At 73.9% G+C, this 21,393-nt stretch carries 24 protein-coding genes; 8 read left to right on the top strand and 16 right to left on the bottom strand.

Features of this window, described 5'->3' with window-relative positions:
* The first annotated feature begins 211 nt into the window (after positions 1-211).
* On the top strand, positions 212-937 hold the full coding sequence (locus PWG71_RS22630) for a creatininase family protein (RefSeq protein WP_274811954.1): 726 nt from the start codon (positions 212-214) through the stop codon (positions 935-937).
* On the opposite strand, the gene PWG71_RS22635 is transcribed toward PWG71_RS22630, so the two are convergent.
* From PWG71_RS22635 to PWG71_RS22680, 10 genes are all read right to left on the bottom strand, one after another.
* Positions 824-1,957 (bottom strand): lysylphosphatidylglycerol synthase transmembrane domain-containing protein, encoded by a 1,134-nt coding sequence (locus PWG71_RS22635; protein WP_274811955.1) that lies wholly within the window; start codon positions 1,955-1,957, stop codon positions 824-826. The genes PWG71_RS22630 and PWG71_RS22635 overlap by 114 nt on opposite strands.
* Positions 1,954-2,742: a methyltransferase domain-containing protein gene (locus PWG71_RS22640; RefSeq protein WP_274811956.1), complete on the bottom strand. Its 789-nt coding sequence runs from the start codon at positions 2,740-2,742 to the stop codon at positions 1,954-1,956. Before PWG71_RS22640 ends, PWG71_RS22635 begins: the two co-directional genes overlap by 4 nt.
* Entirely contained in the window at positions 2,739-3,773 is a 1,035-nt protein-coding gene (locus PWG71_RS22645) for a glycosyltransferase family 4 protein (protein WP_274811957.1), read from the bottom strand. Before PWG71_RS22645 ends, PWG71_RS22640 begins: the two co-directional genes overlap by 4 nt.
* Positions 3,770-4,153 (bottom strand): 6-pyruvoyl trahydropterin synthase family protein, encoded by a 384-nt coding sequence (locus tag PWG71_RS22650; protein WP_274811958.1) that lies wholly within the window; start codon positions 4,151-4,153, stop codon positions 3,770-3,772. The genes PWG71_RS22645 and PWG71_RS22650 overlap by 4 nt, the downstream gene beginning before the upstream one ends.
* A 10-nt stretch (positions 4,154-4,163) precedes the next feature.
* Complete coding sequence (locus PWG71_RS22655) at positions 4,164-5,138, bottom strand: zinc-dependent alcohol dehydrogenase (protein WP_274811959.1); 975 nt, start codon at positions 5,136-5,138, stop codon at positions 4,164-4,166.
* 40 nt (positions 5,139-5,178) lie between these two features.
* Positions 5,179-5,961 carry a CDP-alcohol phosphatidyltransferase family protein gene (locus PWG71_RS22660; RefSeq protein ID WP_274811960.1) on the bottom strand — a complete coding sequence of 261 codons (783 nt, stop codon included), beginning with the start codon at positions 5,959-5,961 and terminating at the stop codon, positions 5,179-5,181.
* A gap of 13 nt (positions 5,962-5,974) precedes the next feature.
* The gene (locus tag PWG71_RS22665; RefSeq protein WP_274811961.1) at positions 5,975-6,598 is read right to left on the bottom strand and encodes a GTP cyclohydrolase II; all 624 of its coding nucleotides are present in this window, start codon (positions 6,596-6,598) and stop codon (positions 5,975-5,977) included.
* A 119-nt stretch (positions 6,599-6,717) separates the two neighbouring features.
* Positions 6,718-7,626 carry a carbohydrate ABC transporter permease gene (locus PWG71_RS22670; protein ID WP_274811962.1) on the bottom strand — a complete coding sequence of 303 codons (909 nt, stop codon included), beginning with the start codon at positions 7,624-7,626 and terminating at the stop codon, positions 6,718-6,720.
* Positions 7,623-8,426, bottom strand: coding sequence for a carbohydrate ABC transporter permease (locus tag PWG71_RS22675; RefSeq protein ID WP_446725080.1), 804 nt, complete (start codon positions 8,424-8,426; stop codon positions 7,623-7,625). The genes PWG71_RS22670 and PWG71_RS22675 overlap by 4 nt, the downstream gene beginning before the upstream one ends.
* 101 nt (positions 8,427-8,527) lie before the next feature.
* Positions 8,528-9,808, bottom strand: a complete 1,281-nt coding sequence (locus tag PWG71_RS22680) for an ABC transporter substrate-binding protein (RefSeq protein WP_274811964.1) — start codon at positions 9,806-9,808, stop codon at positions 8,528-8,530.
* A 210-nt stretch (positions 9,809-10,018) separates the two neighbouring features.
* Here PWG71_RS22680 and PWG71_RS22685 point away from each other — a divergent pair, with 210 nt between their 5' ends.
* Positions 10,019-11,014 (top strand): LacI family DNA-binding transcriptional regulator, encoded by a 996-nt coding sequence (locus tag PWG71_RS22685; RefSeq protein ID WP_397222478.1) that lies wholly within the window; start codon positions 10,019-10,021, stop codon positions 11,012-11,014.
* 201 nt (positions 11,015-11,215) lie between these two features.
* On the opposite strand, the gene PWG71_RS22690 is transcribed toward PWG71_RS22685, so the two are convergent.
* Positions 11,216-11,866, bottom strand: a complete 651-nt coding sequence (locus PWG71_RS22690) for a hypothetical protein (protein WP_274811996.1) — start codon at positions 11,864-11,866, stop codon at positions 11,216-11,218.
* Positions 11,867-11,898: 32 nt separating this feature from the next.
* Here PWG71_RS22690 and PWG71_RS22695 point away from each other — a divergent pair, with 32 nt between their 5' ends.
* Positions 11,899-12,186: a hypothetical protein gene (locus PWG71_RS22695; RefSeq protein WP_446725079.1), complete on the top strand. Its 288-nt coding sequence runs from the start codon at positions 11,899-11,901 to the stop codon at positions 12,184-12,186.
* Positions 12,187-12,221: 35 nt separating this feature from the next.
* On the opposite strand, the gene PWG71_RS22700 is transcribed toward PWG71_RS22695, so the two are convergent.
* Positions 12,222-12,605: a very short patch repair endonuclease gene (locus tag PWG71_RS22700; protein WP_446725081.1), complete on the bottom strand. Its 384-nt coding sequence runs from the start codon at positions 12,603-12,605 to the stop codon at positions 12,222-12,224.
* A gap of 104 nt (positions 12,606-12,709) precedes the next feature.
* On the opposite strand from PWG71_RS22700, the gene PWG71_RS22705 reads away from it, so the two are divergent.
* The 3 genes from PWG71_RS22705 to PWG71_RS22715 all read left to right on the top strand — a co-directional run bounded on the left by PWG71_RS22705 (position 12,710) and on the right by PWG71_RS22715 (position 15,859).
* A complete protein-coding gene (locus PWG71_RS22705; RefSeq protein WP_274811966.1) occupies positions 12,710-13,897 on the top strand; it encodes a DNA cytosine methyltransferase in 1,188 nt (395 codons plus the stop codon).
* Between the two features lie 89 nt (positions 13,898-13,986).
* Positions 13,987-14,739: a thioesterase II family protein gene (locus PWG71_RS22710; protein WP_274811967.1), complete on the top strand. Its 753-nt coding sequence runs from the start codon at positions 13,987-13,989 to the stop codon at positions 14,737-14,739.
* Positions 14,740-15,337: 598 nt separating this feature from the next.
* Positions 15,338-15,859, top strand: a complete 522-nt coding sequence (locus PWG71_RS22715; protein WP_274811968.1) for a GNAT family N-acetyltransferase — start codon at positions 15,338-15,340, stop codon at positions 15,857-15,859.
* Positions 15,860-15,920: 61 nt separating this feature from the next.
* Here PWG71_RS22715 and PWG71_RS22720 read toward each other — a convergent pair whose 3' ends face one another.
* Positions 15,921-16,799, bottom strand: coding sequence for an aldo/keto reductase (locus PWG71_RS22720; protein WP_274811969.1), 879 nt, complete (start codon positions 16,797-16,799; stop codon positions 15,921-15,923).
* 455 nt (positions 16,800-17,254) lie between these two features.
* Positions 17,255-17,407, bottom strand: a complete 153-nt coding sequence (locus PWG71_RS22725) for a hypothetical protein (RefSeq protein WP_274811970.1) — start codon at positions 17,405-17,407, stop codon at positions 17,255-17,257.
* Positions 17,408-17,432: 25 nt separating this feature from the next.
* Here PWG71_RS22725 and PWG71_RS22730 point away from each other — a divergent pair, with 25 nt between their 5' ends.
* Entirely contained in the window at positions 17,433-17,954 is a 522-nt protein-coding gene (locus PWG71_RS22730) for a CGNR zinc finger domain-containing protein (RefSeq protein WP_274811971.1), read from the top strand.
* Positions 17,955-18,283: 329 nt separating this feature from the next.
* Here PWG71_RS22730 and PWG71_RS22735 read toward each other — a convergent pair whose 3' ends face one another.
* Positions 18,284-19,102, bottom strand: a complete 819-nt coding sequence (locus PWG71_RS22735; RefSeq protein ID WP_274811972.1) for an IclR family transcriptional regulator domain-containing protein — start codon at positions 19,100-19,102, stop codon at positions 18,284-18,286.
* A 183-nt stretch (positions 19,103-19,285) separates the two neighbouring features.
* Here PWG71_RS22735 and pcaD point away from each other — a divergent pair, with 183 nt between their 5' ends.
* Complete coding sequence (gene pcaD / locus PWG71_RS22740) at positions 19,286-20,065, top strand: 3-oxoadipate enol-lactonase (RefSeq protein ID WP_274811973.1); 780 nt, start codon at positions 19,286-19,288, stop codon at positions 20,063-20,065.
* Positions 20,066-20,285: 220 nt separating this feature from the next.
* Here the strand turns inward: pcaD and PWG71_RS22745 are convergent, their stop codons facing one another.
* Entirely contained in the window at positions 20,286-21,125 is an 840-nt protein-coding gene (locus tag PWG71_RS22745; RefSeq protein ID WP_274811974.1) for an SAM-dependent methyltransferase, read from the bottom strand.
* Between the last annotated feature and the right edge of the window lie 268 nt (positions 21,126-21,393).

Consider the following 21,393-nt stretch of genomic DNA (forward strand, 5'->3'; position numbering starts at 1 on the left):
CCGGTGGAGGCCGCGGCCCCGGAGGTGTCCGTCCCGGCCGCGGTCAGGCCCTCGGTGACGAAGGAGGAGCCGGCCCGGAGACGGGTGCGCGAGGTCGTCCGCGCCCGGTCGTCCGACACCGGCCGGAGGGGGCCCGGAGGGGAGCGGCGTCTCCTGCGCCGACCCGCCCGTCACCGCCCGACCTTCGCGGCCCGCGTGGTAACCAGGGGCCATGGACGAACGCATCCCGCTGCCCGCGACCACCGGACCCGAGGAGGCGGAGCGCGCCGCGCCCGCCGCCGTCCTGCCCGTGGGCAGCCTCGAACAGCACGGCCCCCATCTGCCGCTGACCACCGACACCCTCATCGCCTGCGCCCTGGCCTCGGCGATCGCCGCCGCCCACGGCCCGCGCGCGCTCCCGCCGCTCACCTTCGGCTGTTCCCACGAACACGCCGCCTGGCCGGGCACCGTCAGCGTCTCGGCCACCACCCTGCACGCCGTCGTCACCGACATCGCCGACTCCCTCGGCGACACGCCCCTGATGCTGGTCAACGGGCACGGCGGCAATCACGTGCTCGCCAACACCGTCCAGCAGTCCGGCGGGCGCATGGCCCTGTTCCCCTCGGCGGGGGAGTGGGAGGCCGCCCGCGTCGCGGCGGGGATCACCCTCACCAACGACCAGGACATGCACGCCGGCGAACTGGAGACCTCCGTGCTGCTGCACACCCACCCCGACCTGGTGCGACCGGGGTACGAGAAGGCCGACCACCGCGCCGACGAACGCGACCACATGGGCACCCTGGGCCTGGCCGCCTACACCGACAACGGCGTGGTAGGGGCGCCCTCACGGGCGGACGCCGCCAAGGGCCGGCTCCTGCTCGCGTTCCTCACGGATCGGGCCGCCGGACACCTGGCCGCCCTGGAACAGGCGCGCCACCAGGACCGCCGCCCCCGGTGAGGCCGCGACCAGGGCGAACAGGCCGTAGACCACCGACACGGTCAGTCCCTGTTCGGCGCCCAGCCCGGCCGCGCCGAAGGCCGCCGCCGTGGCGACCTCGCGGGGCCCCCACCCGCCCACGTTGACCGGCACGCTCATCGCCGCCAACGCCAGGACCGCCAACGGCACCAGCCGCGTCGGCGGGGCGTCCACCCCGACCAGGTGGGCGGCCAGCAGGAACAGGGCCACGTGGCCGACCAGCGCCGCCGCCGACAGCACGATCACCGTCGGGGCCCGGCCCACCAGCCCCACCCGGACGTCCCGGGCCGTCGCCACCAGGACCCGGCCCGCGCGCGAGCCGCGCGCCCGGGGTGAACGCGCGCCGACGGCCACCGCCGCCCCGGCCACCGCCACCAGGGCCAGGGGCAGCGCGACCGCGCCCCACCCCGGTCCCCACAACGTCGCCGGCAGCACGAAGATCAGCGCCGCCACGGCGACCGTCAGCACCACCTGGCCCGCCACCCGTTCCAGGACCACGGCGCGCACCCCGCGTCCCAGGTCGCCGTTGGCCCGGCCGTGCCCCACCGCCCGGTACGCGTCGCCCAGGACCCCGGCGGGCAGCACCGCGTTGAGGAACAGCGCCAGGTAGTAGTCGGACACCGCCCGCACCGGGGACAGGCTCAGGCCCACGGCCCGCGCGATCACGCGCCAACGGGCCGCGCACAGCACGGTGGTGGCCGCGCCGACGCCCAGGGCCGTCGCGACCGCGCCGGCGTCCACCACCGCGAACGCCGCGGTGAACGCCTCCAGGGGGTACCACCACAGCACCCACCCCAGGATCGCCGCCCCGATCAGGGTGCGCGTGAGCGCGCCCCCGTGCCCGCGGGCCCATCCGCCTCCGTCGCGCCCCGCGGACCGGCGCGGGCCCCGGTGGCCGTGCGCGCCGGGGCGGGCGTCCTCCTCGATGACGGTCGACGCCATCGGCCCGGCGCGGCGCGGCGCGGCGTCGTCCCCGGTGCGCGGGCGCGGTGGGCGGTTCATGGGCGGTCCCCGGGTTCGGGGGGCATGAGCATCAGGTCGTCGTGGTGGACCACCGCCGTCAACCGTCCCTCCTCCAGCGCGGCCAGTCGGCGGCGCAGGTAGTCGGCCACGGGCAGGTCCGGGGCCTGCTCGGCGGCGGCCCCCGCCCACCCGCGCAGCCACATCCCGGTCACCTCCGGGTGGTCGGGGCCCAACCGCCACGGGCTCGGGAAGGTCGTCGCCCGGTACCCGCGTCGGGCGAACGCGTCGATGGTCGCGTCGATCGCGTCCGGGCCGAGCCGTTCCGCCCGTCGCTGGTGGGCGTTGAAGGCGGCGGTCACCGCGCCGTCCAGCGGATCCTCGGGGGTCAACGCCACCCGGCCCGCCACCGACAACGTGAACCAGGCCGGGCACCCCGTCGACGCCACCGCGTCGGTGACGGCCCGTACCTCCTCGGCGGTGAGCAGGTCGAGCAGCGCCGACGCCGCCACCAGCGTCACCCCCGTCAGGTCGGCGGCGCGCAACCGGGCCAGTTCCACCAGGCGGGTCTCCACCCGTCCCGGCACCCGGTCGGCGGCCAGGGCCAGCAGGCGCGGGTCGCGGTCGAACAGCAGCCACCGCTCCACCCCCGGCGCCCGGGCGGCCGTCCAGCGGCCCAGCGAGCCCGTACCGCACCCCAGGTCGGCGACGACCCGGTGGTGTTCGGCCAGGACGGGCAGCGGGCCGTGCGAGCGGGCCAGTGCGTCCACGCCCTCGCGCGCGGCCAACCACTCCGGCGCGAACTCCTCGGTCTCGACGGTGTTCAACGGAACTCCTCCGGGTCAAGGGCGGCGGCCACCCCCCGGGCCACCTCCGCCCATCCTGTCAAGTCGGTGCGGCGCAGGCGGGCCGAACTCCGAAGCCTCTCCCGCAGGTCCGGTTCGGTGAGCCATCGGCGCAGCCCGGCCGCCAGCGCCTCCGGATCCTGCGGGGGTACGAGGAGGCCGGGGGGTCGTCCGGCGCGGTCGCGGCCCAGCGCCTCGGGGATCCCGCCCACGTCGGAGGCCAGGACGGGGACGGCTCGGGCCAGCGCCTCGGTGACGACCATCCCGTAGGTCTCCGCGCGCGAGGGCAGGGCCAGGAGGTCGGCCGCCGCGTAGGCGGCCGCGAGGTCGTCGCCGATCAGTGCCCCGGGGAGGGTCACGCGCCCGGCGAAACGCTCCGCCCCGGCCCGGATCCGCTCCGCCCACCCGCCGGAGCCGTCCGGTGTCGGACCGACGCAGACGCAGGTCCACGGCAGGTCCGACACCCGGGCCAGGGCGGAGAAGAGCACGTCGTGGCCTTTGCGCGGGGTGGGGGAGGCCACGCACAGCAGCCGGGAACCGTCTCCGGGTACGGTCTCCGGGGCCGGGTCGACGCCGGGCGGGACGGCCCTCACCCCGGGCAGGTCGTGTCGGGCGGCCAGGTCGCGCGCGGCCGTGCGGCCGGTGGCGATCACCGCGGCCGCGCCGCGCAGCACCGACCGCTCCCGCGCCTCCAGGTCGGCCGCCTCGGCCGGGTCCGTGCCGGTCTCGTCGGCCAGGGGCAGGTGCACCAGGACCACGATCCGCAGACGGGCGGCGTGGGGGAGCACCACCTCGGGGACCCCGCACGCCACCAACCCGTCCAGCAGTACCGTCGCCCCGTCGGGCACCGACGCCAGCACCCCGTCCAGTGCCGCGCGGGCCGCCGCGTCCGGGCGCGGCCACGATCCGGCCACCGTCACCGGGCGCAGTCGGGGAAGGGCCCGCGCCAGGCGCCGGTCGTAGGTGTGGCCGCCGCTGGGCGCGAGGGCCGGCGGGACCGCGAACACCGTCACAGGTCGCGCTCGTAGGACGCCCACGCCACGTGGGACTCGTGCAGGGTCACCGCGATCGCGCACAGTCCCCGGGCCCGGGCGTCCAACCGCTCCACCAGCCGGTCGGCCACCGTCCGGGCCAGGAACTCCGTGGTCGTGTTGACCCCGGCGAACTCCGGTACCTCGTCCAGGTTGCGGTGGTTCAGTTCGCCCACCACCCCGGCCAGCACCTCGGAGAACAGTCCGATGTCCACCACGATCCCGTCGGCGTCCAACTCCGGTCGGCGCACCGTGGCGTCCACGGTGAAGGTCGCCCCGTGCAACCCCTGGGCGGGACCGAACACCTCACCGCGGAAACTGTGGGCGACCATCATGTGGTCGCGGACCGTCACACTGAACACGGGGTTCTCCTCACGGGTAGACGACGCGATGACACAGGGCGGGCAGCGAACCGTCCGCCAGTCGGGGCAGCACCGACGGCAGCTCCTCGAACGGGCTCTCGCCGGTCAGCAGGGCGTCGAACGCCGGGTCGGCCAGCAGCCGCAACGCCAGTCCCAGCCGTTCGGCGTGGTCGTAGCGCGATCGGCGGGCGGGGGAGATCATGCCCACCTGGCTGGCCCGCATCGTCAGCCGTCGCGAGTGGAACTCCTCGCCCAGCGGCAGGATCACCCGTCGGTCGCCGTACCAGCTCAGCTCGACCACCTCGCCCTCGGCGGCGAGCAGTTCCAGCGACCGGATCAGCCCCGCCTCGGTGGCGCTGGCGTGGAACACCAGGTCGCAGCCGTCTTCGGCGTCCGGGGCCAGGGCGAAGTCGACCCCCAGCAGGTCGGCGGTGTCGGCCCGTTCGGGCACGGTGTCCACCAGTTGCACCCGTACTCCCGGGATTCCGGCGAGCAGGCGGGCCACGCAGCATCCGACCATGCCGGCGCCGACCACCGCGATCCGGTCGCCGATCAGCGGGGAGGCGTCCCACAGGGCGTTCACGGCGGTCTCGACCGTGCCGGCGAGCACCGCGCGTTCGGCGGGCACCCCTTCGGGCAGCGGTGAGACGGCCTCGGCCGGCACCGTGAACAGGTCCTGGTGGGGGTACAGCGTGAACACCGTCCGCCCGACCAGTTCCTCGGGTCCCTCCCGCACGGTTCCCACGTTGAGGTATCCGTACTTGAGCGGGCCGGGGAAGTCGCCCTCCTGGAAGGGGGCGCGCATCACCTCGTACTGGTTGGGCGGCACGCCGCCGCCGAACACCAGCGTCTCCGTTCCCCTGCTGATCCCCGAGTACAGGGTGCGCACCAGCACCTCCCCGGGGCCGGGGTCGGGGATCCCGACCTCTCGGATCTCCCCCCGGCCGGGGGACTGCGTCCAGAAGGCCCTCGCGGTCCGACCCATCGTTCTCCTCACCGTGGACATCGTCTCGACGACCACCCTTTCAGGTCGGGGCCGATCCCGCCGGTCGAGTGGTGGGTCCGTCCGCGCGGGATCGCCACAGCGTGACGACGTCGCGTCCGAACGACCAGAACAGCAGGGCCAGTGCCCCGGCCACCACGGCCGTCCCGAGCGAGGGCGGCACGACCGGTGCGACGCCGGCGACCAGGGCCACCCCCTGGACCGCCGCCACCAGCTTGCGGGCCCGGCCGGGCGGCAGCGGGCCGCCCATCCAGGGCGCCCACCACACGGCGGCAGCGAACAGGTAGCGCATCGCCCCGATCGCGATCGTCCACGGCCCCAGGAGCGGTGCGGCGCACACGCTCAGCACGAGCAGCAGGAAGGCGTCGGCCTCCATGTCGAACCGGGCCCCGAACCGTGAGGAGGTGCCGGTGCGGCGTGCCACCGGTCCGTCGACCAGGTCCAGTGCCAGGGCGAGCGAGGCCAGGGCGACCACCGCCCAGGCGGGTCCGCCGTCGACGACCAGCGCCGTGACCGCGACGATGAGCGTCGAACGGGCCAGGGTCACCAGGTCGGCGGGCCCGAAACGGTGTCCGGTGCGGGCCGCCGCCCATGCCAGGGTGGCGGCCCCGGTGGCGGCGACGAGGACCAGGGTCGCCCAGCCGGCCGGGCCCAACCCCACGGTCACCGCCACCGCCACGGCCACGGCGGCCTGCGCGGTGGCGGCCCCGGCGAGCACCCGGCGGGCCCTCGGGCGCGCCGGGCGCGCCGCGGTGGCTCCCGTGGACGGGGCGGCGTGACGGGCCGGGGCCGGCCCGTCGCTCACGTGGCGGACCGGATCAGGCACCGGGTGCGTCCAGGTGCGGTAGGTCGTGTCCCAGCCGGTCGCGTTTGGCGACCAGGTAGGGGAGGTTCTCCGGGCGGACCGGGGCGTGCAGCGGTTCGCGGATCGCCACCTTCACCCCGTGCGCCTCCAGGACCCGGGCCTTGTCCGGGTTGTTGGACAGCAACCGGACCGACCGCACCCCCAGGTGCAGGAGCACCCGTGCGGCGGGGCCGTAGTCGCGCACGTCCACCGGCAGGCCCAACGCCGTGGCCGAGTCCACGGTGTCCAGTCCCTCGGTGTCCTGGAGGGCGAGGGTGCGCACCTTGTCCAGCAGGCCGATGCCCCGGCCCTCGTGGCCGCGCAGGTACACCAGCACACCCCGGTCGGCCGCCGCGATCGTCTCGACGGCGGCGGCCAACTGGTCTCCGCACTCGCAGCGCAGCGCGCCGAACACGTCACCGGTCACGCATTCGGAATGGACCCGTACCGGTACCTCGTCGTGGTCGCGGACCGGGCCGCGCACCAGGGCCAGGTGTTCCTGGTGGTCCACCGGATCGCGGAAGGCCACCAGGCGGAACGGTCCCCACCGGGTCGCCAGTTCCGCCTCGGCGGCCTCGTCCAGCGCGTCGTCGCTCATCCGTTCCCCTCGGGCCGTGTCTGTAGAGGACTACGGACGGGAGAGTCGACCGGTTCACGTTCGGGCCCGCCCGATATAACCAGCCGCGTGCCCCCACCGGCGGGGTCCGAAACCCGACGCTACTTGCCGCCCACCCCCATCAGGCCGTCGGCGAGGGAGCGGCGTGCCACCAGGTAGATGACGAACAGCGGCACGGTCGACAGCACCACGGCGGTCAGCAGTCCCGGCACGTCCACCCGGTACTCGCCCTGGAACTCGAACAGGCCCATGGTGATGAGCCGTTTGTCGGCCGACTGGGTGAGGATGAGCGGGAAGAGGAAACCGTTCCAGGCCTGGAGCGCGGAGTACACGGCCACGGTGCTCAGTCCCGACCGTGACATCGGTACCACCAGCCACAGGAACGCGCGCACCGATCCGGCCCCGTCCAGGGCCATCGCCTCGTAGAGTTCCTCGGAGATGTCGCGCATCGATCCCACCAGGATCAGTACGCACACCGGGAGCGCGAACGCGGCGGTGGGCAGCACGATCGCGGTGAGGGAGTCGTACAGTCCCAGCCGGACGATGATCAGGTACACGGGGATGATCACCGCCTGGGAGGGGATCGCCAGCCCCAGCAGGAACATCCGGAACGCGGCGTCGGTGAGGCGGCGGCGCGAGCGCACGATGGCGAACGACGTCGTCGCCGCCAGGACGACGACCAGCACCACCACCGCGACCGTCACCAGCGCGGTGTTCCATACGAATCCGAGCAGCCCCTTCTCCACGGCGGTGGCGTAGTTGCCCAGGGTGGGGTCCGAGGGCGGGGCCAGCGGCCCCTCGGGCACGTAGTTCTCCCCGCGTTGGACGGTCGCGATGAGCAGCGCGTACAGCGGCACCGCCACCACGAGCAGCCAGATCAGCGCGCCCAGCCCGCCCAGGACGTTGGGTCGCTCGCCCACGCCCCGGCGCCGGATCCGGCCGGTCCCGGGGCGCGGTGACCGCGTCCCGCCGGGTGTGTTCACGGGTGCGCGCTCCTGAACGACGCTCATATCCCCTCCCTGGTGCTGCGCATCGAGCCGAACCCGGTCAGGCGCACCATCACGAGCGCGATCAGGGTCGCGGCGACGACCAGGGTGAACGCGATGGCGCTCGCGTACCCCAGTTCCCAGCTGCGAAAGCCCGCCCGGTACATCAGGTACGGGACGATCGTGGTGTCGGTGCCCGGGCCGCCGCCGGTCATGATGAGCACCGTGTCGAAGTAGGTCAGTGAGCCCACCACCATCAGGATCGACGACGTGGTCATGGTGTTGCGCAACTGCGGCAGGGTGATGTGCCAGAACATGCCGAGCCGGCCGGCCCCGTCGATCCGCGCCGCCTGGTAGAGCGTTTCGGGGATCTGCCGGGCGCCGCCCTGGTACAGCAGCATGTGCAGCGGGATGAACTGCCAGGAGGCGACGAACACGATCACCCAGAACGCGCTCGTGCTCCCGCCCAGCAGGTCCACCGTTCCCAGGCCCAGGAACGGGCCCGCCCAGGCCAGCGGCCCGAAGTTGGGGTCCAGCAGGGCCCGCCACACGATCGCCACCGCCGCGGAGGACAGCAGCAGCGGCAGGAAGAACAGCGCCGACACCACCGCCCGTCCGCGTTGCCGGCCCGCCGACCACACCCCGAGCAGGAGGCTGATCGGGGTCTGGATGGCCCAGCTGGCGACGGTCAACAGCAGGCTCAGCCCCACGGCGCGGTGCATGAGCCGGTCGCCCGCCAGCCGGGTCCAGTTGTCGAATCCGGCGAACCGGGGGTCGCCGAGTCCGCCCCAGTGGGTGAACGACAGGTACGCCACCAGCACCATCGGCAGGGCCGCGAACAACGCGAAGAACGCGACGCCCGGCAGGGCCCACAGGGGGCCGGGCCGCCCGGTGCGCGGGGCGGCCCGGTCTCGGACGGTCGCGCTCACAGGGCGGCCAGGGCGTCGACGAACTCCTGTGGGGTGCGCTGCCCGTTGAACAGGGCCTCGATCTCGGTGACCATGGGGGTGGCCACCTCCGGGGTCAGCGCCTGGTCCCAGGAGAGCTGGAAGTGGGGGGCGTCGCGCACCAGCTCGTACTGGAAGGTCGCGAACTCGGGGTTGGGGCTGTCGGCCAGGACCTCCTCGGCGTTGGCGGTGGTGGGCACCTCGCCGTTGGCGACCATGTCGGCGACGTACTCGTCCTGGGCGGTGTAGCGGAGGAAGTCCAGGGCGTGCTCCACGTGCGGGCCGTCGGCGCTCACGGAGAAGTAGTTGGTGGGGTTGCCGACGACGTTGGCGGGGTCGCCCGTGCCGCCGGGGATGGGCGGGAACTCCACGTAGCCCAGGTCGTTCTCGGCGAATTCGCGGGCCTGGTCGAGGTGGGTGGAGTACTCCCAGGACCCCATCAGGTGCATGGCCGCCCGCCCTTCGGACAGGAGGGTGGAGGCGCCGCCCTCGGTGTAGCTGACCGAGGCGTAGGAGTCGCCGAAGGCGCCCCGGTCGACCAGGTCGACGACCATGTCGGCGGCCTCCAGCACGGCCGGGTCGCGCCAGCCCTCGGAGTCGCCCTCGGCGATGCGCGCGAACACGTCGGGGCCGCCGATGCGGTCGACCAGGTACTGCAACCACATCTGCTCGGTCCAGGGGTCGGCGCCGGCCAGGGCGAAGGGGGTGACCTCGGCCTCGGTGAAGTCGTCGACGAGGCTCAGGACGTCCTCCCAGGTCTCGGGGGGCTCGACGCCGACCTCCTCGAACACGGCCCGGTTGTAGAAGAGCACCACCGGCTGGGTGCCGCGCAGCGGGATGCCGTACTGGACGCCGTCGACCTTGCCCGATTCCAGGACGGAGGGCAGGAACGCGTCGGCGAATTCGGGGTCTTCGGCGAGGAGGTCGTCGAGGGGTTCGAGCAGGCCCTGTTCGGCGTAGGGCGCGATGCTGCCCGACCCCCAGTTGAAGAACACGTCGGGTTGCTCGCCGGATCCCATGGCGGTGCGCAGCCGTTCGACGTAGTTGTCGCCGGGCACCTGGTCGATGACGGCCTGGAAGCCGTCGTCCGCGTGGTCGGCGTTGAAGCGTTCCACGGCTCCTTCCTGTACGACGACCAGGGTGTCCTGGTACATCCACACGTGCATCTCGTCGCCGGAGGAGGAGCCGCCACCGCCGCAGGCCGTGACGGTGAGCAGGGTGAGCGCGGCCAGTGCGGCGGCCGTTCGGGGGGAGGTCATCGCGCATCCTTTTCGAAACTATCGGACTTTATTCCGAAACTTGTGGTGCCCGAATGTACGGCGCGACGTGAGGCGCGTCAATATCCGCTGTGGCTCAGATCACCGATCGTTTCCGGTCGACGGTGATGAACAGCGCGAAGACGCGTAGTATCTGGCGGCGTGAGTACACAGCCGAATCGGGAAACCCCGGGAACGACCATCACCGAGCCGGTGACCATCGCGAAAATTGCGGAAGCGGCGGGGGTCTCCGTCCCGACCGTCTCCAAGGTCCTCAACGGTCGTGCCGACGTGGCCGAGGGCACCCGGGCCCGGGTCGAGGAGCTCATCCGCGTACACGGCTACCGCCGCCGCAAGGGGCCGGGCGGCGGCCGTTCCGCCCTCATCGACCTGGTCTTCCACGAACTCGACAGCGCCTGGGCCATCGAGGTCGTGCGCGGCGTGGAGAACGTCGCCCGCGAGGAGGGCCTGAGCGTCGTGCTCACCGAATCCGGCGGCCAGACCCCCCGCGACGACTGGGTCGACGCCGTCCTGGCGCGCCGCCCCACCGCCGTCGTCCTGGTCTTCTCCGACCTGGCCGCCGAACAGCGCACCCGGCTGTCCGCGCGCGGCATCCCCTTCGTCGTCGTCGACCCCGCCGGCGACCCCGGCCCGGACATGCCCGCCGTGGGCTCGGCCAACTGGAGCGGCGGCCTGGCCGCCACCCGTCACCTGGTCGAACTCGGCCACCGGCGCATCGCCGTCATCGGCGGACCGCGCGAGGTGCTGTGCAGCAAGGCCCGCATCGACGGCTACACCTCGGCCCTGGACGCGGCCGGCATCGCCGTCGATCCCGCGCTCATCCGGCACGGTGACTTCCACGTGGAGAGCGGACGCCACCGGGGCCGCGAACTGCTCACCCTGGACGATCCGCCCACCGCCGTGTTCGCCGGCAGCGACCTCCAGGCCATGGGCCTGTACGAGGCCGCGCGCGAACTGGGCGTGCGCATCCCCGAGGACCTCAGCGTGGTGGGCTACGACGACCTGCCGGTCGCCCGCTGGGTGGGCCCGCCCCTGACCACGGTGCGCCAGCCCCTCACGGAGATGGCCGAGGAGGCCACCCGCATGGCGCTCATCCTGGCGCGCGGCGGCCGCCCCGCCAACCTGCGCCTGGACCTGGCCACCGCGCTGATCGTGCGCGGCAGCACCGCGCCGCCGCTCCGGGGGTGAGACCTGGCCGGGACGCGGGGAACGCCCCGGTCAGGTCCGCCGTCGCGGTCGCGTGCGGGGGTGCCGTGCCGTGGCCCCGGGGTGTCGCTGTACCGGGGGGCACGGGCCGCTCGGGTCGGGGCCGCCGGCGCTCCGGGGTTCGCCGGGGGCGGCCCGCCGCCGGTCGGGGGCCGGTCGGGGGCCGGTCGCCCGTCCTCGCCCTCACTCCCGCGGCAGCGACACGGCGATCTCCCCGCCCAGGGCGTGGCCGCCCTCCAGTCGCAGGTCGTCGCCGCTCCAGAACCGTCCCGGGTCGTAGTAACCGGGTCGCCGGCCGGCCGGCAGCAGCCCCATCTCCTCGTAGGTCAGGGCGATGACCTCCGCGCAGTAGGCGGTCTCCAGGGCGCGTTCGCCCTGCTCGACCTCCGAACGCCGACGCAGGAACGACGGCCGGCGCAAAGGCATCCGACCCCGCGCCCACCGGCCGGCCAGCTGCGCGGTGGAGGGGAAGGGCGTGCCGTCCAGCCGCGCGATGACGCGCAGCACGGCGTCCTCCATCTCCCGGCCCACCTCCGGGTCGATCTGGCGCAACCAGCCGCGCTGCCCGTACTTGCGCCCCCACACCACGACGGCGTCGCGCAGATCGTGCAACTGCACGCCGCGCTGGTGCTGCCCCGTCCACATGTCCGGGAGGGAGCGGCCCAGCTCGGCGTGCCACATCAACGGCGGCAGGTCGTCGATCACCACGGACATGCCCACGTGGTTGACCGGGCTGTTGGTGGTGATCTGAATGGCACGGTCGGCGGCGCTGCTCCCCCGGAAGACCCACACGTCGCCGGTGCGGGTGAGTTCCAGGGCTCGGTCCAAGGACATCTCGGTGTCTACCACACCGCTAGCCTAGGCACATGCGATGGTGGAAGGTCCTCGGAGTGGCCGCGTTCGTGGGCGTGGCGGCCACCGGTGCGGCGATCGCCCGTGCCGAACGACAGCGCCGCGCCTACACCCCCGACCAGGTGCGCGACCGGTTGCGCGAACGGCTGGCCCAGGCCGAGGCCTCCGCCGGACCGGAGGTGGACGTCCCCGAACAGGGGGAATCCGCGCCGGGGCGGCTGCGGCGCCTGCTGGGTCGGGCGCGCGCCCTCGCCGGGAGGATTCCGGCCCGGTTCGGCCGCGAGGTCGACCCCCAGGGCTGATCGGCGCTCGAAGGCGTGGCCGGATCCGGCCATTCTCAGGCCGCGCCGTCCGTCTCGCGCACGGCCTCGACGATCCGTCCGGCCACCTCGGCGGGCTCCTCGTGCTCCCAGAACCGCAGCACGGTCCATCCCGCCTCGGTGAGTCGACGGTCGGTGTCGGCGTCACGGGACCGGTTGGTCTCCACCTTCTCCGACCAGTAGGCGGCGTTCGTGCGCGCCCGGGTGTGGTGCTCGGGGCAGCCGTGCCAGAAGCAGCCGTCGATGAAGACCGCCACCCGTCGCCGGGTGAACACCAGGTCGGCGGTGCGGCGCAGCGTGGGCACGGGCCGCGCCGATACCCGGTAGCGCAGCCCCGCGGCGTGCACCAGCCGCCGCACGGCGAGCTCGGGTCCGGTGTCGCGGCCCTTGTTGGACCGCATGCTCTTGCGGACGCCCTCGTTGAGCGCCCCGGTGGGCCTGGGAACCGCCATGGCCGCATCCTAGACCCCGCCCGCGACGGGTCGGTCTCTGTACGCTGAGCCCCATGTCCAGCGACGACACCTTCACCGTCCTCGACCTCTTCGCCGGGTGCGGCGGCCTCTCCACCGGGTTCCACGCCTTCGCCCCCGAGGGCGGGGGCGAGAGGGCCTTTCGCGCGGTGGGCGCGGTGGAGATGGACCTGGCGGCGGCCTCCACCTACGCGGTCAACACCGGGCTGGACTCCGCGCGGGTGCACGCCGGCCGCATCGAGGACTGGGATCCGGCCGCGATCCCCGAGCGGGTCGACCTCATCCTGGGCGGCCCGCCCTGTCAGGGGTTCTCCTCGCTCAACCACAAGAACCGCAGGCCGGTGGGCTCCGATGACGCGCGCAACCGGCTCTGGCGCGAGTACGCCCGGGCGGTGCGGGTCCTGGAGCCGCGGGCGTTCATCATCGAGAACGTCGACCGGTTCTTCCGCTCCCCGGAGTTCGCTCTGCTCAAGGCGGCGACGGAGGACCCCGACGGTGAACTGCGCGATTACGCGCTCACCGCCGAACGGGTCGTCAACGCCGCCGACCACGGGGTCCCCCAGGCCCGGCGTCGGGCCATCCTGCTCGCCACCCACCGGGACCTGATCTCCTCCCACCCCTCGGGGCGGGGGCTGGTCTACCCCGATCCCACCCACGCCAAGGCGCCGGGCGCGGGGTCGTTGGCGCCGTGGGTGAGCGCCGCGACGGTGTTCGACCGCACCCCGGCCGGCACCTCCACCACGGTGCTGCCCGACCGGGTCTGCGCTCCGTTGGGCGTCCGGATCCGCGGCCCGTTCACCATGGCCGAGCTGCACGTGGGACGGAATCCGACCGCGCGTTCGCTGCTGCGCTACGCGACGATCCCGCCCGGCGGCAACCGGTGGGACCTGCCGCCGGAGCTGTCCACGCGGGGGTGGCTGCGGCACCGGGGCGGGTCCGGCGACGTCATGGGGCGCATGCACCGGGACCGGCCGTCGGTGACCATCCGCACCGAGTTCTACAAACCGGAGAAGGGACGTTACCTGCATCCGACCGAGCACCGGCCGATCACCCACCTGGAGGCGGCCCGGATCCAGGGGTTCCCCGAGGACTTCCTGTGGTGCGGGAGCAAGACCCAGATCGCCCGGCAGATCGGCAATGCCGTGCCGGTGGGACTGGCCGCGGCCCTGGCCGTGAGCGTGCACGCCTACCTCACCGGGGCGCCGGTGCCCGCGACCGGCTGAACCCCCGTGTTACCGGTGGGTGTTACTGGCTGGTAGGTTCGCGATGTCGCGGCGGACCCGTCGCGGGTGGACCTCGACGGGGGAGTGCGGTGAGGCGGGAGACCCTGATCCGGATCCGGCCCGTGCCCGAGAAGGGCTTTCGGCTGTTCGTCCTGCACCACGCGGGCGGTTCGGCGCAGGCCTACCGTCCCTGGGTGCGCCACCTGCCGCCCGACTGGGACGTGTGCCTGCTCCAGGCCCCGGGCCGCGACGGCACGGACGCCCCGCTGCGCGACGGCCGTGCACTGGCCGAGTTCCTGTACCCGCACGTCACCGCCGAACACGACCGGCCCTTCGGGCTGTTCGGCCACAGCATGGGCGCGCTCGTCGCCTATGAGATCGCCCTGCTCGCCGCCGCCGGAGAGGGACCCGCGCCCGCCTGGCTGGGGATGTCGGCGTGGAGTCCCGAGCCCGGACCCGAACGGGACGAACCCCGCCACCTGCTGCCCGACGAGCGGCTCCGTAGGGGCCTGGCCCGCATGGGCGGCACCTCCTCGGGCGTCCTGGACGACCCCGACCGGTGGCGGGCCGCCGCGCCCCTGATCCGCGCCGACCTGGAGCTCGTCGACACCTGGCGGCCCCGTGCGGGGATCCCGCCGTTGCGGGTGCCGGTCTCCGTGTTCGCCGGCGCCGACGACATCGGAATGCCGCCCGAGCGCATGGACGCCTGGCGCGATCACGTCGACGGTCCGCTCGTCCGGCACACCCTGACCGGGGGACACTTCTACTTCGTCGGACGGATCGCCGACGTGGCGGCCCGCATCACCGCCGACGTCCGCGCCGCCGTGGGCGCCGGCGTCTGACCCCCGCTCCGCCGACCGCGCCCCGACCGGCCGGAGCGCGCCGTCACGCCGGTGATCGACCGGCCGCTCCGCCTCACCACAACGCCGCCCCGTCGTGGATCCCGGCCGTGGCGTGCGCCTGGGCCCCGTCGACGCACCCGCTCCCCGCCGGTGCCCGCGCTCTGCCCCGGCCGTTGGTCGCCGGGGCCGACACGAGGTCGTGGGCCTGCCGGAGGCGGGCGCCCGCCCGGGGCCCCGTCGCCGACGGGCGTGACACCGAGGACGTCCGGGAGGGGTGATCCCGGGGCGCCGAACGGATCGGCGCCCCGGGGGCCCGGGTCCGTCCCCCACGGCCGGGGCCCGGGCGGTTCCCCGGTCGGGTCGCGGGGGAGTCGGTCCGCGGCGCCCCCAGGATTGGGAGCGCTCCCACACCGGGGGTTCCACGATAAGGGACACGGCGACCCTGGGTAAAGGGGGGATGACCAACCGTTTCCGCTCACTTGGGGCGTGTCCGGGTATCCGGGTCCCCGATCGGACCGGAACGCCGCTCCCGGAACGGATGCCGACTCTTGCCCTTGCTCCCCTGTCCCGGTGCTCGCGCTGCCGCTACCGTTGTGTTATGAGCCTTGAGCTGCCGACCGACCGACTTCACATCAGGGAGTGGAAGCTGGACGACGCCGAGGCCGCCCTGAGGATCTACGGGGCGGACGAGGTGGCGCACTGGCTGACGCCGGAATGGCAACCGGTGAACGACGCGGACGCGATGCGCTCGGTCCTGCACGCCTGGATCGAGGCGGGTCCCAACCTCATCCCGCCCGCCGGACGCTGGGCGATCGTCCGCAAGGACGACGACGAGCTGGTGGGCGGTCTGTCCCTGAAACTCCTGCCGCCCTACGAGGAGGACTTCGAGCTCACCTGGGCGCTGCGCCCCGACGTCTGGGGCGATGGCTACGCCACGGAGGCCAGCCGCGCCGTCATCGACTGGGCCTTCGGACAGGGCATCGAAGAGCTCTTCGCGGTGGCCCGCCCCCACAACCGACGCGCCATCGCGGTGGCCCGCCGACTGGGCATGGAATGGGTCGGCGAGACGGAGAAGTACTACGACATGCGCCTCCAGGTCTTCCGGCTGCGCCCGAGCTGACCGCGCACCCGGCACGGCCCGCCGGAGGCGCGCTCCGGCGGGCCTTGGTCCGGGACGCGCCTCAGCTCAGGAAGCTGTCGATGCGCTCGGTCTCCTCCTCGGACAACCGGAGCGCGGCGGCCGCCGTGTTCTCCTCCAGGTGCGCCACCCGTGACGTGCCCGGGATCGGCACCATCACCGGCGATCGGTGCAGCAGCCACGCCAACGCCAACTGCACCGGGGTGACCTCGTGCTCGGCGGCCAGCGCCCTCAGCGGGGAGTCCGGACCGGCCAGCGCCCCGCGGTCCACCGGGGCCCAGGGCAGGAACGCGATCCCGTCCTTCTCGCACTGCTCCAGCACGTCCTCCGACTCCCGGAACGAGGGCGCGTACTGGTTCTGCACCGACGCGATCGGGGTGATGGCCCGGGCCGCGGACAACTCGTCCACGGTCACCTCGCTCAGCCCGATGTGGCGGATCTTGCCCTCGGCGCGCAGGTCGGCCAGGGCGCCGAGCTGGTCGGCCAGCGGCACCTCGGGGTCGATGCGGTGCAACTGGAACAGGTCGACGCGCTCCACGCCCAGGTTGCGCAGGCTCAACTCCACCTGCTGGCGCAGGTACTCGGGGCGTCCCAGTCGGTGCCACACCCCCGGTCCGGTGCGCAGGAAACCGGCCTTGGTGCCGATGACCAGGTCCTCGGGATAGGGGTACAGCGCCTCCCGGATGAGCTGCTCGCTGATCTGGGGCCCGTAGGAGTCCGCGGTGTCGATGAAGGTGACGCCCAGCTCGACCGCTCTGCGCAGGACCGCCAGCGCCTCGTCACGATCGCGGGGCGGTCCCCAGACCCCTTCTCCGACGATCCGCATGGCCCCGAAGCCGAGCCGGTGGATCGGCAGGTCACCACCGAGGGTGAGGGTCCCCGAGAGTGCGGCGATGCCCGCCGCGTCGTGCTGGTCGGTCACGGTGTCCCTTTCGTGTGCGACGACCACCGGAAACGTGTCCCGGCGGTGTTCCGGGCAGGATCTCAGGCGGCGGCGCGCACCCGCAAGGCGCCACCGGGCCCGTGTCCGGGCCGTGGCGCCGGGACCGCCCGTCCCGGCGACCGCTCCAGGGGCGGTGAAGGCGATCTCCCCGGTGACCGGGACGGGGGTGCGCCCCCGGTGCGGACGACGTGCCCACCGCGCCGGGGTGCGGGCCGCGGGGCCCCTCGGCGTCGGCCGTGAGGGGGCCGCCGGCCTCGGCCGGGTGGACGGGCGAGGCGGTGGTGGACCTCGGTCCGGGCTCCCTCGCGGTCACGGACACCCGGTCGGCCGCGCGTGCGGCGGTGCCGCCCGCCGGGGCCGACGATTCCCGTCGAGGACGGCCGGGGCGTCGGTCGGTCGGCGGGTCGGGCCCGCGAGCGGTGCCGTCCACATCCTCACCGTCGGTCGGTGGGGGTGGCGGCCACGGTGACGGCGGGGGAGAGGGTGACGCGGCGTCCGCCGCAGGCGCAGTGCTGGTAGGCCACCAGGCCCTCGCTGGTGGTGTGCGCGGAGTCGGTGATCCAGTGGTGTTCGTGCTCGGTACGCATGGGATCAGTCTGATGTAATGGCATTATGCACATCAACCCTTACGGCAGGGATCCGGTGGGACTGGCCGTGGACCTCGTCAACCGGCCCGTCGAGGGCGTCGAGGACCTCGCCCGGCGCTGCGCCGACGTCGGCTTCGTCCTGGAACGGGAGATCGACCCCGACGACTTCGCCAGGGTCCGCGCCTTCCTGGAACGCTGGACGGCGGTCGTCGACGCCGCCGACCCGCCCGAACGCGCCGAGCGGCTCAACCCCCTGCTCATCGAGTTCGCCTCGGCGCCCCGCCTCACCGACCACACCGGCGACGGCTGGCACCTGCACTACCGTCCCGAGGACCTGCCCGCCCACCGCCAGATCGCCGTGCTCGTCTCCGTCGGCACCGCCCTGCACCTCACCGGCCGGGGCATGGACCGGCTCGGCCGCTGCGCGGCCCGGGGCTGCGACCGCGTCTACGCCGACTTCTCCCGCAACGGTCGCCAACGGTACTGCTCGCCCTCCTGCGGCAACCGCGACGCCGTCCGCCGCCACCGAGCCCGCCACCGGGGGTGATCGCGCCCGCCACCGGGGGCGGGCGCCGTCGGGCCCCGTGCCTCCCGGGGATGGCGCCGGGCGCCCGCCCGAGGCCGACGCTCCGGGCCCTTCCACCCCGCCGGATGACGGATCCCGGGGCGGAGGAGGGTTCCGGTGGAGGAGGGGATTCCGGAGCGGAGGAGGGGAGACCCGTGTGGCCGCCTCTGAGACCGGCCCGGTCCGTTCCGGCCGGCCGCCCTGACGGGCCCGGACACCGCGCGGGAACCGGCGGACGCCGCGAGGCGCGCCGCGACCACGGCCGTGAGGCCGTGGGAGCCCCCCGGGGGGCTCACCCCCCGGGGAGGACCTCAGAGGCCGGCGTCGCGCCGGGACACCGACGCCAGGTCCGACTCGATCCGGGAGGCCGTCTCCAACAGGGCCGGCAGCAGGTCGCGGCGTACGTCCTCGATCGACGAACGGTTGGCGTGCGCCGACACGTTGGCGGCCGCGATCACCTTCCCCGTCGTGTCGCGGATGGGCGCGGCCAGCGACCGCAACCCCTCCTCCAACTCTTGGTCGACGATCGCGTACCCCCGCTCGCGGACCCGGCGCAGTTCGACGCGCAGCTCCTGCGGATCGGTGATGGTGAACCGGGTCAGCTGCTCCAGGCGCGTCCGCGCCAGGAACGCCTCCAGTTCGGCCTCGTCGCGGTCGGCCAGCAGCACCCGGCCCATCGACGTCGCCACCGCCGGGAAACGGGTGCCCACCCGGATCCCCACCGTCATGATCCGCGAGGTCGCCACCCGCGCCACGTACAGGACGTCGTCGCCCTCCAGCACCGACACCGACGCCGACTCGCGCACCCGGGCCGACAGGTCCTCCAGGTGCGGCTGGGCGACGTCGGGCAGCCCCGCCGACGCCACGTAGGCGTACCCCAGCTCCAGTACCCGGGGGGTGAGCGAGAACAGACGGCCGTCCGTGCGCACGTACCCCAGATCGGCCAGGGTCAGCAGGAAGCGGCGGGCCGCAGCCCGGGTCAGGTCCGTCTCCCGGGCCACGTCGCTCAGGGTCATCGAGGGGTGTTCGGCGGAGAACGCCCGGATGACGAGCAGGCCGCGCTCCAGGGACTGCACGAAGTGGGGGCCGCGGTCCGGATCGGTTCCGGCGGGCTGGGGTTCGACGGGCATCTGGTCTTCCTGGGAGTGGGGACAGAGGGGAGAACGGGGCGGGAGGCAGGGCCCCCGGTGATGTTCTCATACCGCACACTCGCGCCGGTTCCCCGGAGCCCCCGCACGGTTGGGATGATGGGCCCACCCGACCACCACCGTCACGAGGGCGGGACACCCGCCCCGGAAGGGAACGGCAGGCCCATGAGCGTTGATCTGCACCATGTCGAGAGCGGCCCCGCCGACGCGCCCCCGCTGCTGCTCGGCGGTTCGCTGGGCACCACCACCGCGATGTGGGCACCCCAGGTCGCCGCGCTGTCCACCGTGTTCCGGGTGATCCGGTTCGACCACCGGGGCCACGGCGGCTCCCCGATCCCGCCCGGCCCCTACGGCATGGCCGACCTGGCCGGGGACGTCGTCGCCCTGCTGGACCGGCTGGGCATCGAACGCGCCCACTACGCGGGCCTGTCCATCGGCGGCATGGTGGGCCAGTGGCTGGCGGTCCACCACGCCGACCGTCTCGACCGTCTGGCCCTGCTCGCGACCTCCCCCCACGCCGGACCCGCGGACCCCTGGCGCGAGCGCGCCGCCCTGGTGCGGGCCCAGGGCACCGGGGCCGTCGCCGACACGGTGGTGAGCCGGTGGTTCACCCCCGGCTTCGCCGCGGAGCACCCGCACGACGTCACCGTGCTCCGCGACCAGATCGCCGCCACCTCCCCGGAGGGCTACGCGGGCTGCTGCGAGGCCGTCGCCGGCCACGACGTGCGCGAGGACCTGGCCGGGGTCACCACGCCCACTCTGGTGATCGCCGGGGCCGAGGACCCCGCGACCCCGCCCGCCGCCCACGCGAACGTCATCGCCGCACGCGTCCCCGGCGCGCGTCTGGTCACCCTCACCGACGCCGCCCACCTGCTGTCCTGGCAGCGGCCCGACGAGGTGAACGCCCTGCTCACCCGGCACTTCTCCGTCGGCGCAGGGGAGTAGGGCCTGTTCTCGAACGCTCTTCCGCGCCCGTGGGCGCGAGGCCGCCCACGGGGTTCTGGAGGTCGGCGGAGGAGACGTCCGAGGCACGAGGACGTTCACGCAGCGGTCGAAGGTTCGCGTTCTCCGGGCGGCCTCGCACGGACCGAAGCGCGGCGGAGGTCCACAGGAACACGGCCCGGCCGAGCGCCGCCCGTGCCGCGACACCGGCGGCGCTCTCCCCTCAAGGCTTGACGGCCACTCCCGAGAACTCCCACAACTTCACCGACAGGTCACCCGGCCGGGTGCGCGGTGCGATCTCCGGATGCCGCCAGCTCGCGCAGTCCACGATCCTCGGCTCCTCGTCACGGTCGTCGGCCCACGCGCTGACCGGCTCCAGTCCCTCGAACACCACCCCGGCCTCCTGGGGGCTGCGCACCCGCCCCCACGGGGTGCCGAAGCCCAGCATCTTGTCGGTCGTCCACCTGGCCGCCTCCGGGTCGTCGGAGACGATGTGCGAGTAGATCAGGAAGGACCCCGGGGCCAGCCGCTCCATCAACCCGGCCACCATCCCGAACGGGTCGGCGCTGTCGGGGACGCAGTGCAGCGTCGACACCAGCATCACGCCCAGGGGCCGGTCCACGTCCAGCAGGGCGTGGGCCTCCGGTGAGGTCAGGATCGACTCCACCCCCTCGGAGAAGTCCGCGTGGAGGAACGCGGCCCCCTGCCCGCCCGTCAGCAGCGCCCTGCCGTGGGCGATGACGATGGGGTCGTTGTCCACGTACAGCACCCGCGAGCCGGGGAGGACGCGCTGGGCGGCCTGGTGGGTGTTGTCCGCCGTGGGCAGCCCGGCGCCCAGGTCGAGGAACTGGTCGATACCCCGGGCGGCCGCGTACTCCACGGCCCGGGTCAGGAAGGCGCGGTTCTGGTGGGAGAGCGACAGGAACTCGGGGACCTGCGCCAAGAGGACGTCACAGGCCTTGCGGTCCACCTCGAAGTTGTCCTTGCCGCCCAACAGGTAGTCGTACATGCGGGCGACACTGGGTGTCTCCATGTCGATGTCGGGGGGGAAGCGATCGGCCATGAGCGGTCCGGGGCGGCACCCGGCGGCCCGCGCCGGGCAGAGGGCGCCCCTGCCTCCTTCGTCGTGTGAGTGCGGTCGTCGCGTGCGGGGGCGGCGGCACGGAAGAGAGAGGACCTTCCCGGCGGAAGGGGTGGCGGTCGGACGGCGCGGCGCTGCGGACCGGCATCGTCGACCTCCTGTGCTCGGCCGACGCGGCGGCGTCCGCGTCGGAACCGGATCCCGTTTCCGATACGGGAATCCGCCACGCCCTGCGACGTGATCTTCAGCC

Source organism: Nocardiopsis sp. N85 (assembly GCF_028882275.1).
In the GTDB taxonomy this organism is placed as follows: Bacteria; Actinomycetota; Actinomycetes; order Streptosporangiales; family Streptosporangiaceae; genus Nocardiopsis; species Nocardiopsis lambiniae.

Excerpts from the sequence above, each read along its gene's own strand:
- pcaD (WP_274811973.1), top strand. The coding sequence starts at position 19,286 with ATGAGCGTTGATCTGCACCATGTCGAGAGCGGCCCCGCCGACGCGCCC.
- PWG71_RS22695 (WP_446725079.1), top strand. The coding sequence starts at position 11,899 with ATGCGATGGTGGAAGGTCCTCGGAGTGGCCGCGTTCGTGGGCGTGGCG.
- PWG71_RS22655 (WP_274811959.1), bottom strand. The coding sequence starts at position 5,138 with ATGGGTCGGACCGCGAGGGCCTTCTGGACGCAGTCCCCCGGCCGGGGG.
- PWG71_RS22680 (WP_274811964.1), bottom strand. The coding sequence starts at position 9,808 with ATGACCTCCCCCCGAACGGCCGCCGCACTGGCCGCGCTCACCCTGCTC.
- PWG71_RS22735 (WP_274811972.1), bottom strand. The coding sequence starts at position 19,102 with ATGCCCGTCGAACCCCAGCCCGCCGGAACCGATCCGGACCGCGGCCCC.
- PWG71_RS22675 (WP_446725080.1), bottom strand. The coding sequence starts at position 8,426 with ATGGTGCTGGTGGCGTACCTGTCGTTCACCCACTGGGGCGGACTCGGC.
- PWG71_RS22700 (WP_446725081.1), bottom strand. The coding sequence starts at position 12,605 with ATGCGGTCCAACAAGGGCCGCGACACCGGACCCGAGCTCGCCGTGCGG.
- PWG71_RS22715 (WP_274811968.1), top strand. The coding sequence starts at position 15,338 with ATGAGCCTTGAGCTGCCGACCGACCGACTTCACATCAGGGAGTGGAAG.
- PWG71_RS22705 (WP_274811966.1), top strand. The coding sequence starts at position 12,710 with ATGTCCAGCGACGACACCTTCACCGTCCTCGACCTCTTCGCCGGGTGC.
- PWG71_RS22635 (WP_274811955.1), bottom strand. The coding sequence starts at position 1,957 with ATGAACCGCCCACCGCGCCCGCGCACCGGGGACGACGCCGCGCCGCGC.
- PWG71_RS22690 (WP_274811996.1), bottom strand. The coding sequence starts at position 11,866 with ATGTCCTTGGACCGAGCCCTGGAACTCACCCGCACCGGCGACGTGTGG.
- PWG71_RS22725 (WP_274811970.1), bottom strand. The coding sequence starts at position 17,407 with ATGCGTACCGAGCACGAACACCACTGGATCACCGACTCCGCGCACACC.
- PWG71_RS22630 (WP_274811954.1), top strand. The coding sequence starts at position 212 with ATGGACGAACGCATCCCGCTGCCCGCGACCACCGGACCCGAGGAGGCG.
- PWG71_RS22665 (WP_274811961.1), bottom strand. The coding sequence starts at position 6,598 with ATGAGCGACGACGCGCTGGACGAGGCCGCCGAGGCGGAACTGGCGACC.
- PWG71_RS22730 (WP_274811971.1), top strand. The coding sequence starts at position 17,433 with ATGCACATCAACCCTTACGGCAGGGATCCGGTGGGACTGGCCGTGGAC.
- PWG71_RS22670 (WP_274811962.1), bottom strand. The coding sequence starts at position 7,626 with ATGAGCGTCGTTCAGGAGCGCGCACCCGTGAACACACCCGGCGGGACG.
- PWG71_RS22745 (WP_274811974.1), bottom strand. The coding sequence starts at position 21,125 with ATGGCCGATCGCTTCCCCCCCGACATCGACATGGAGACACCCAGTGTC.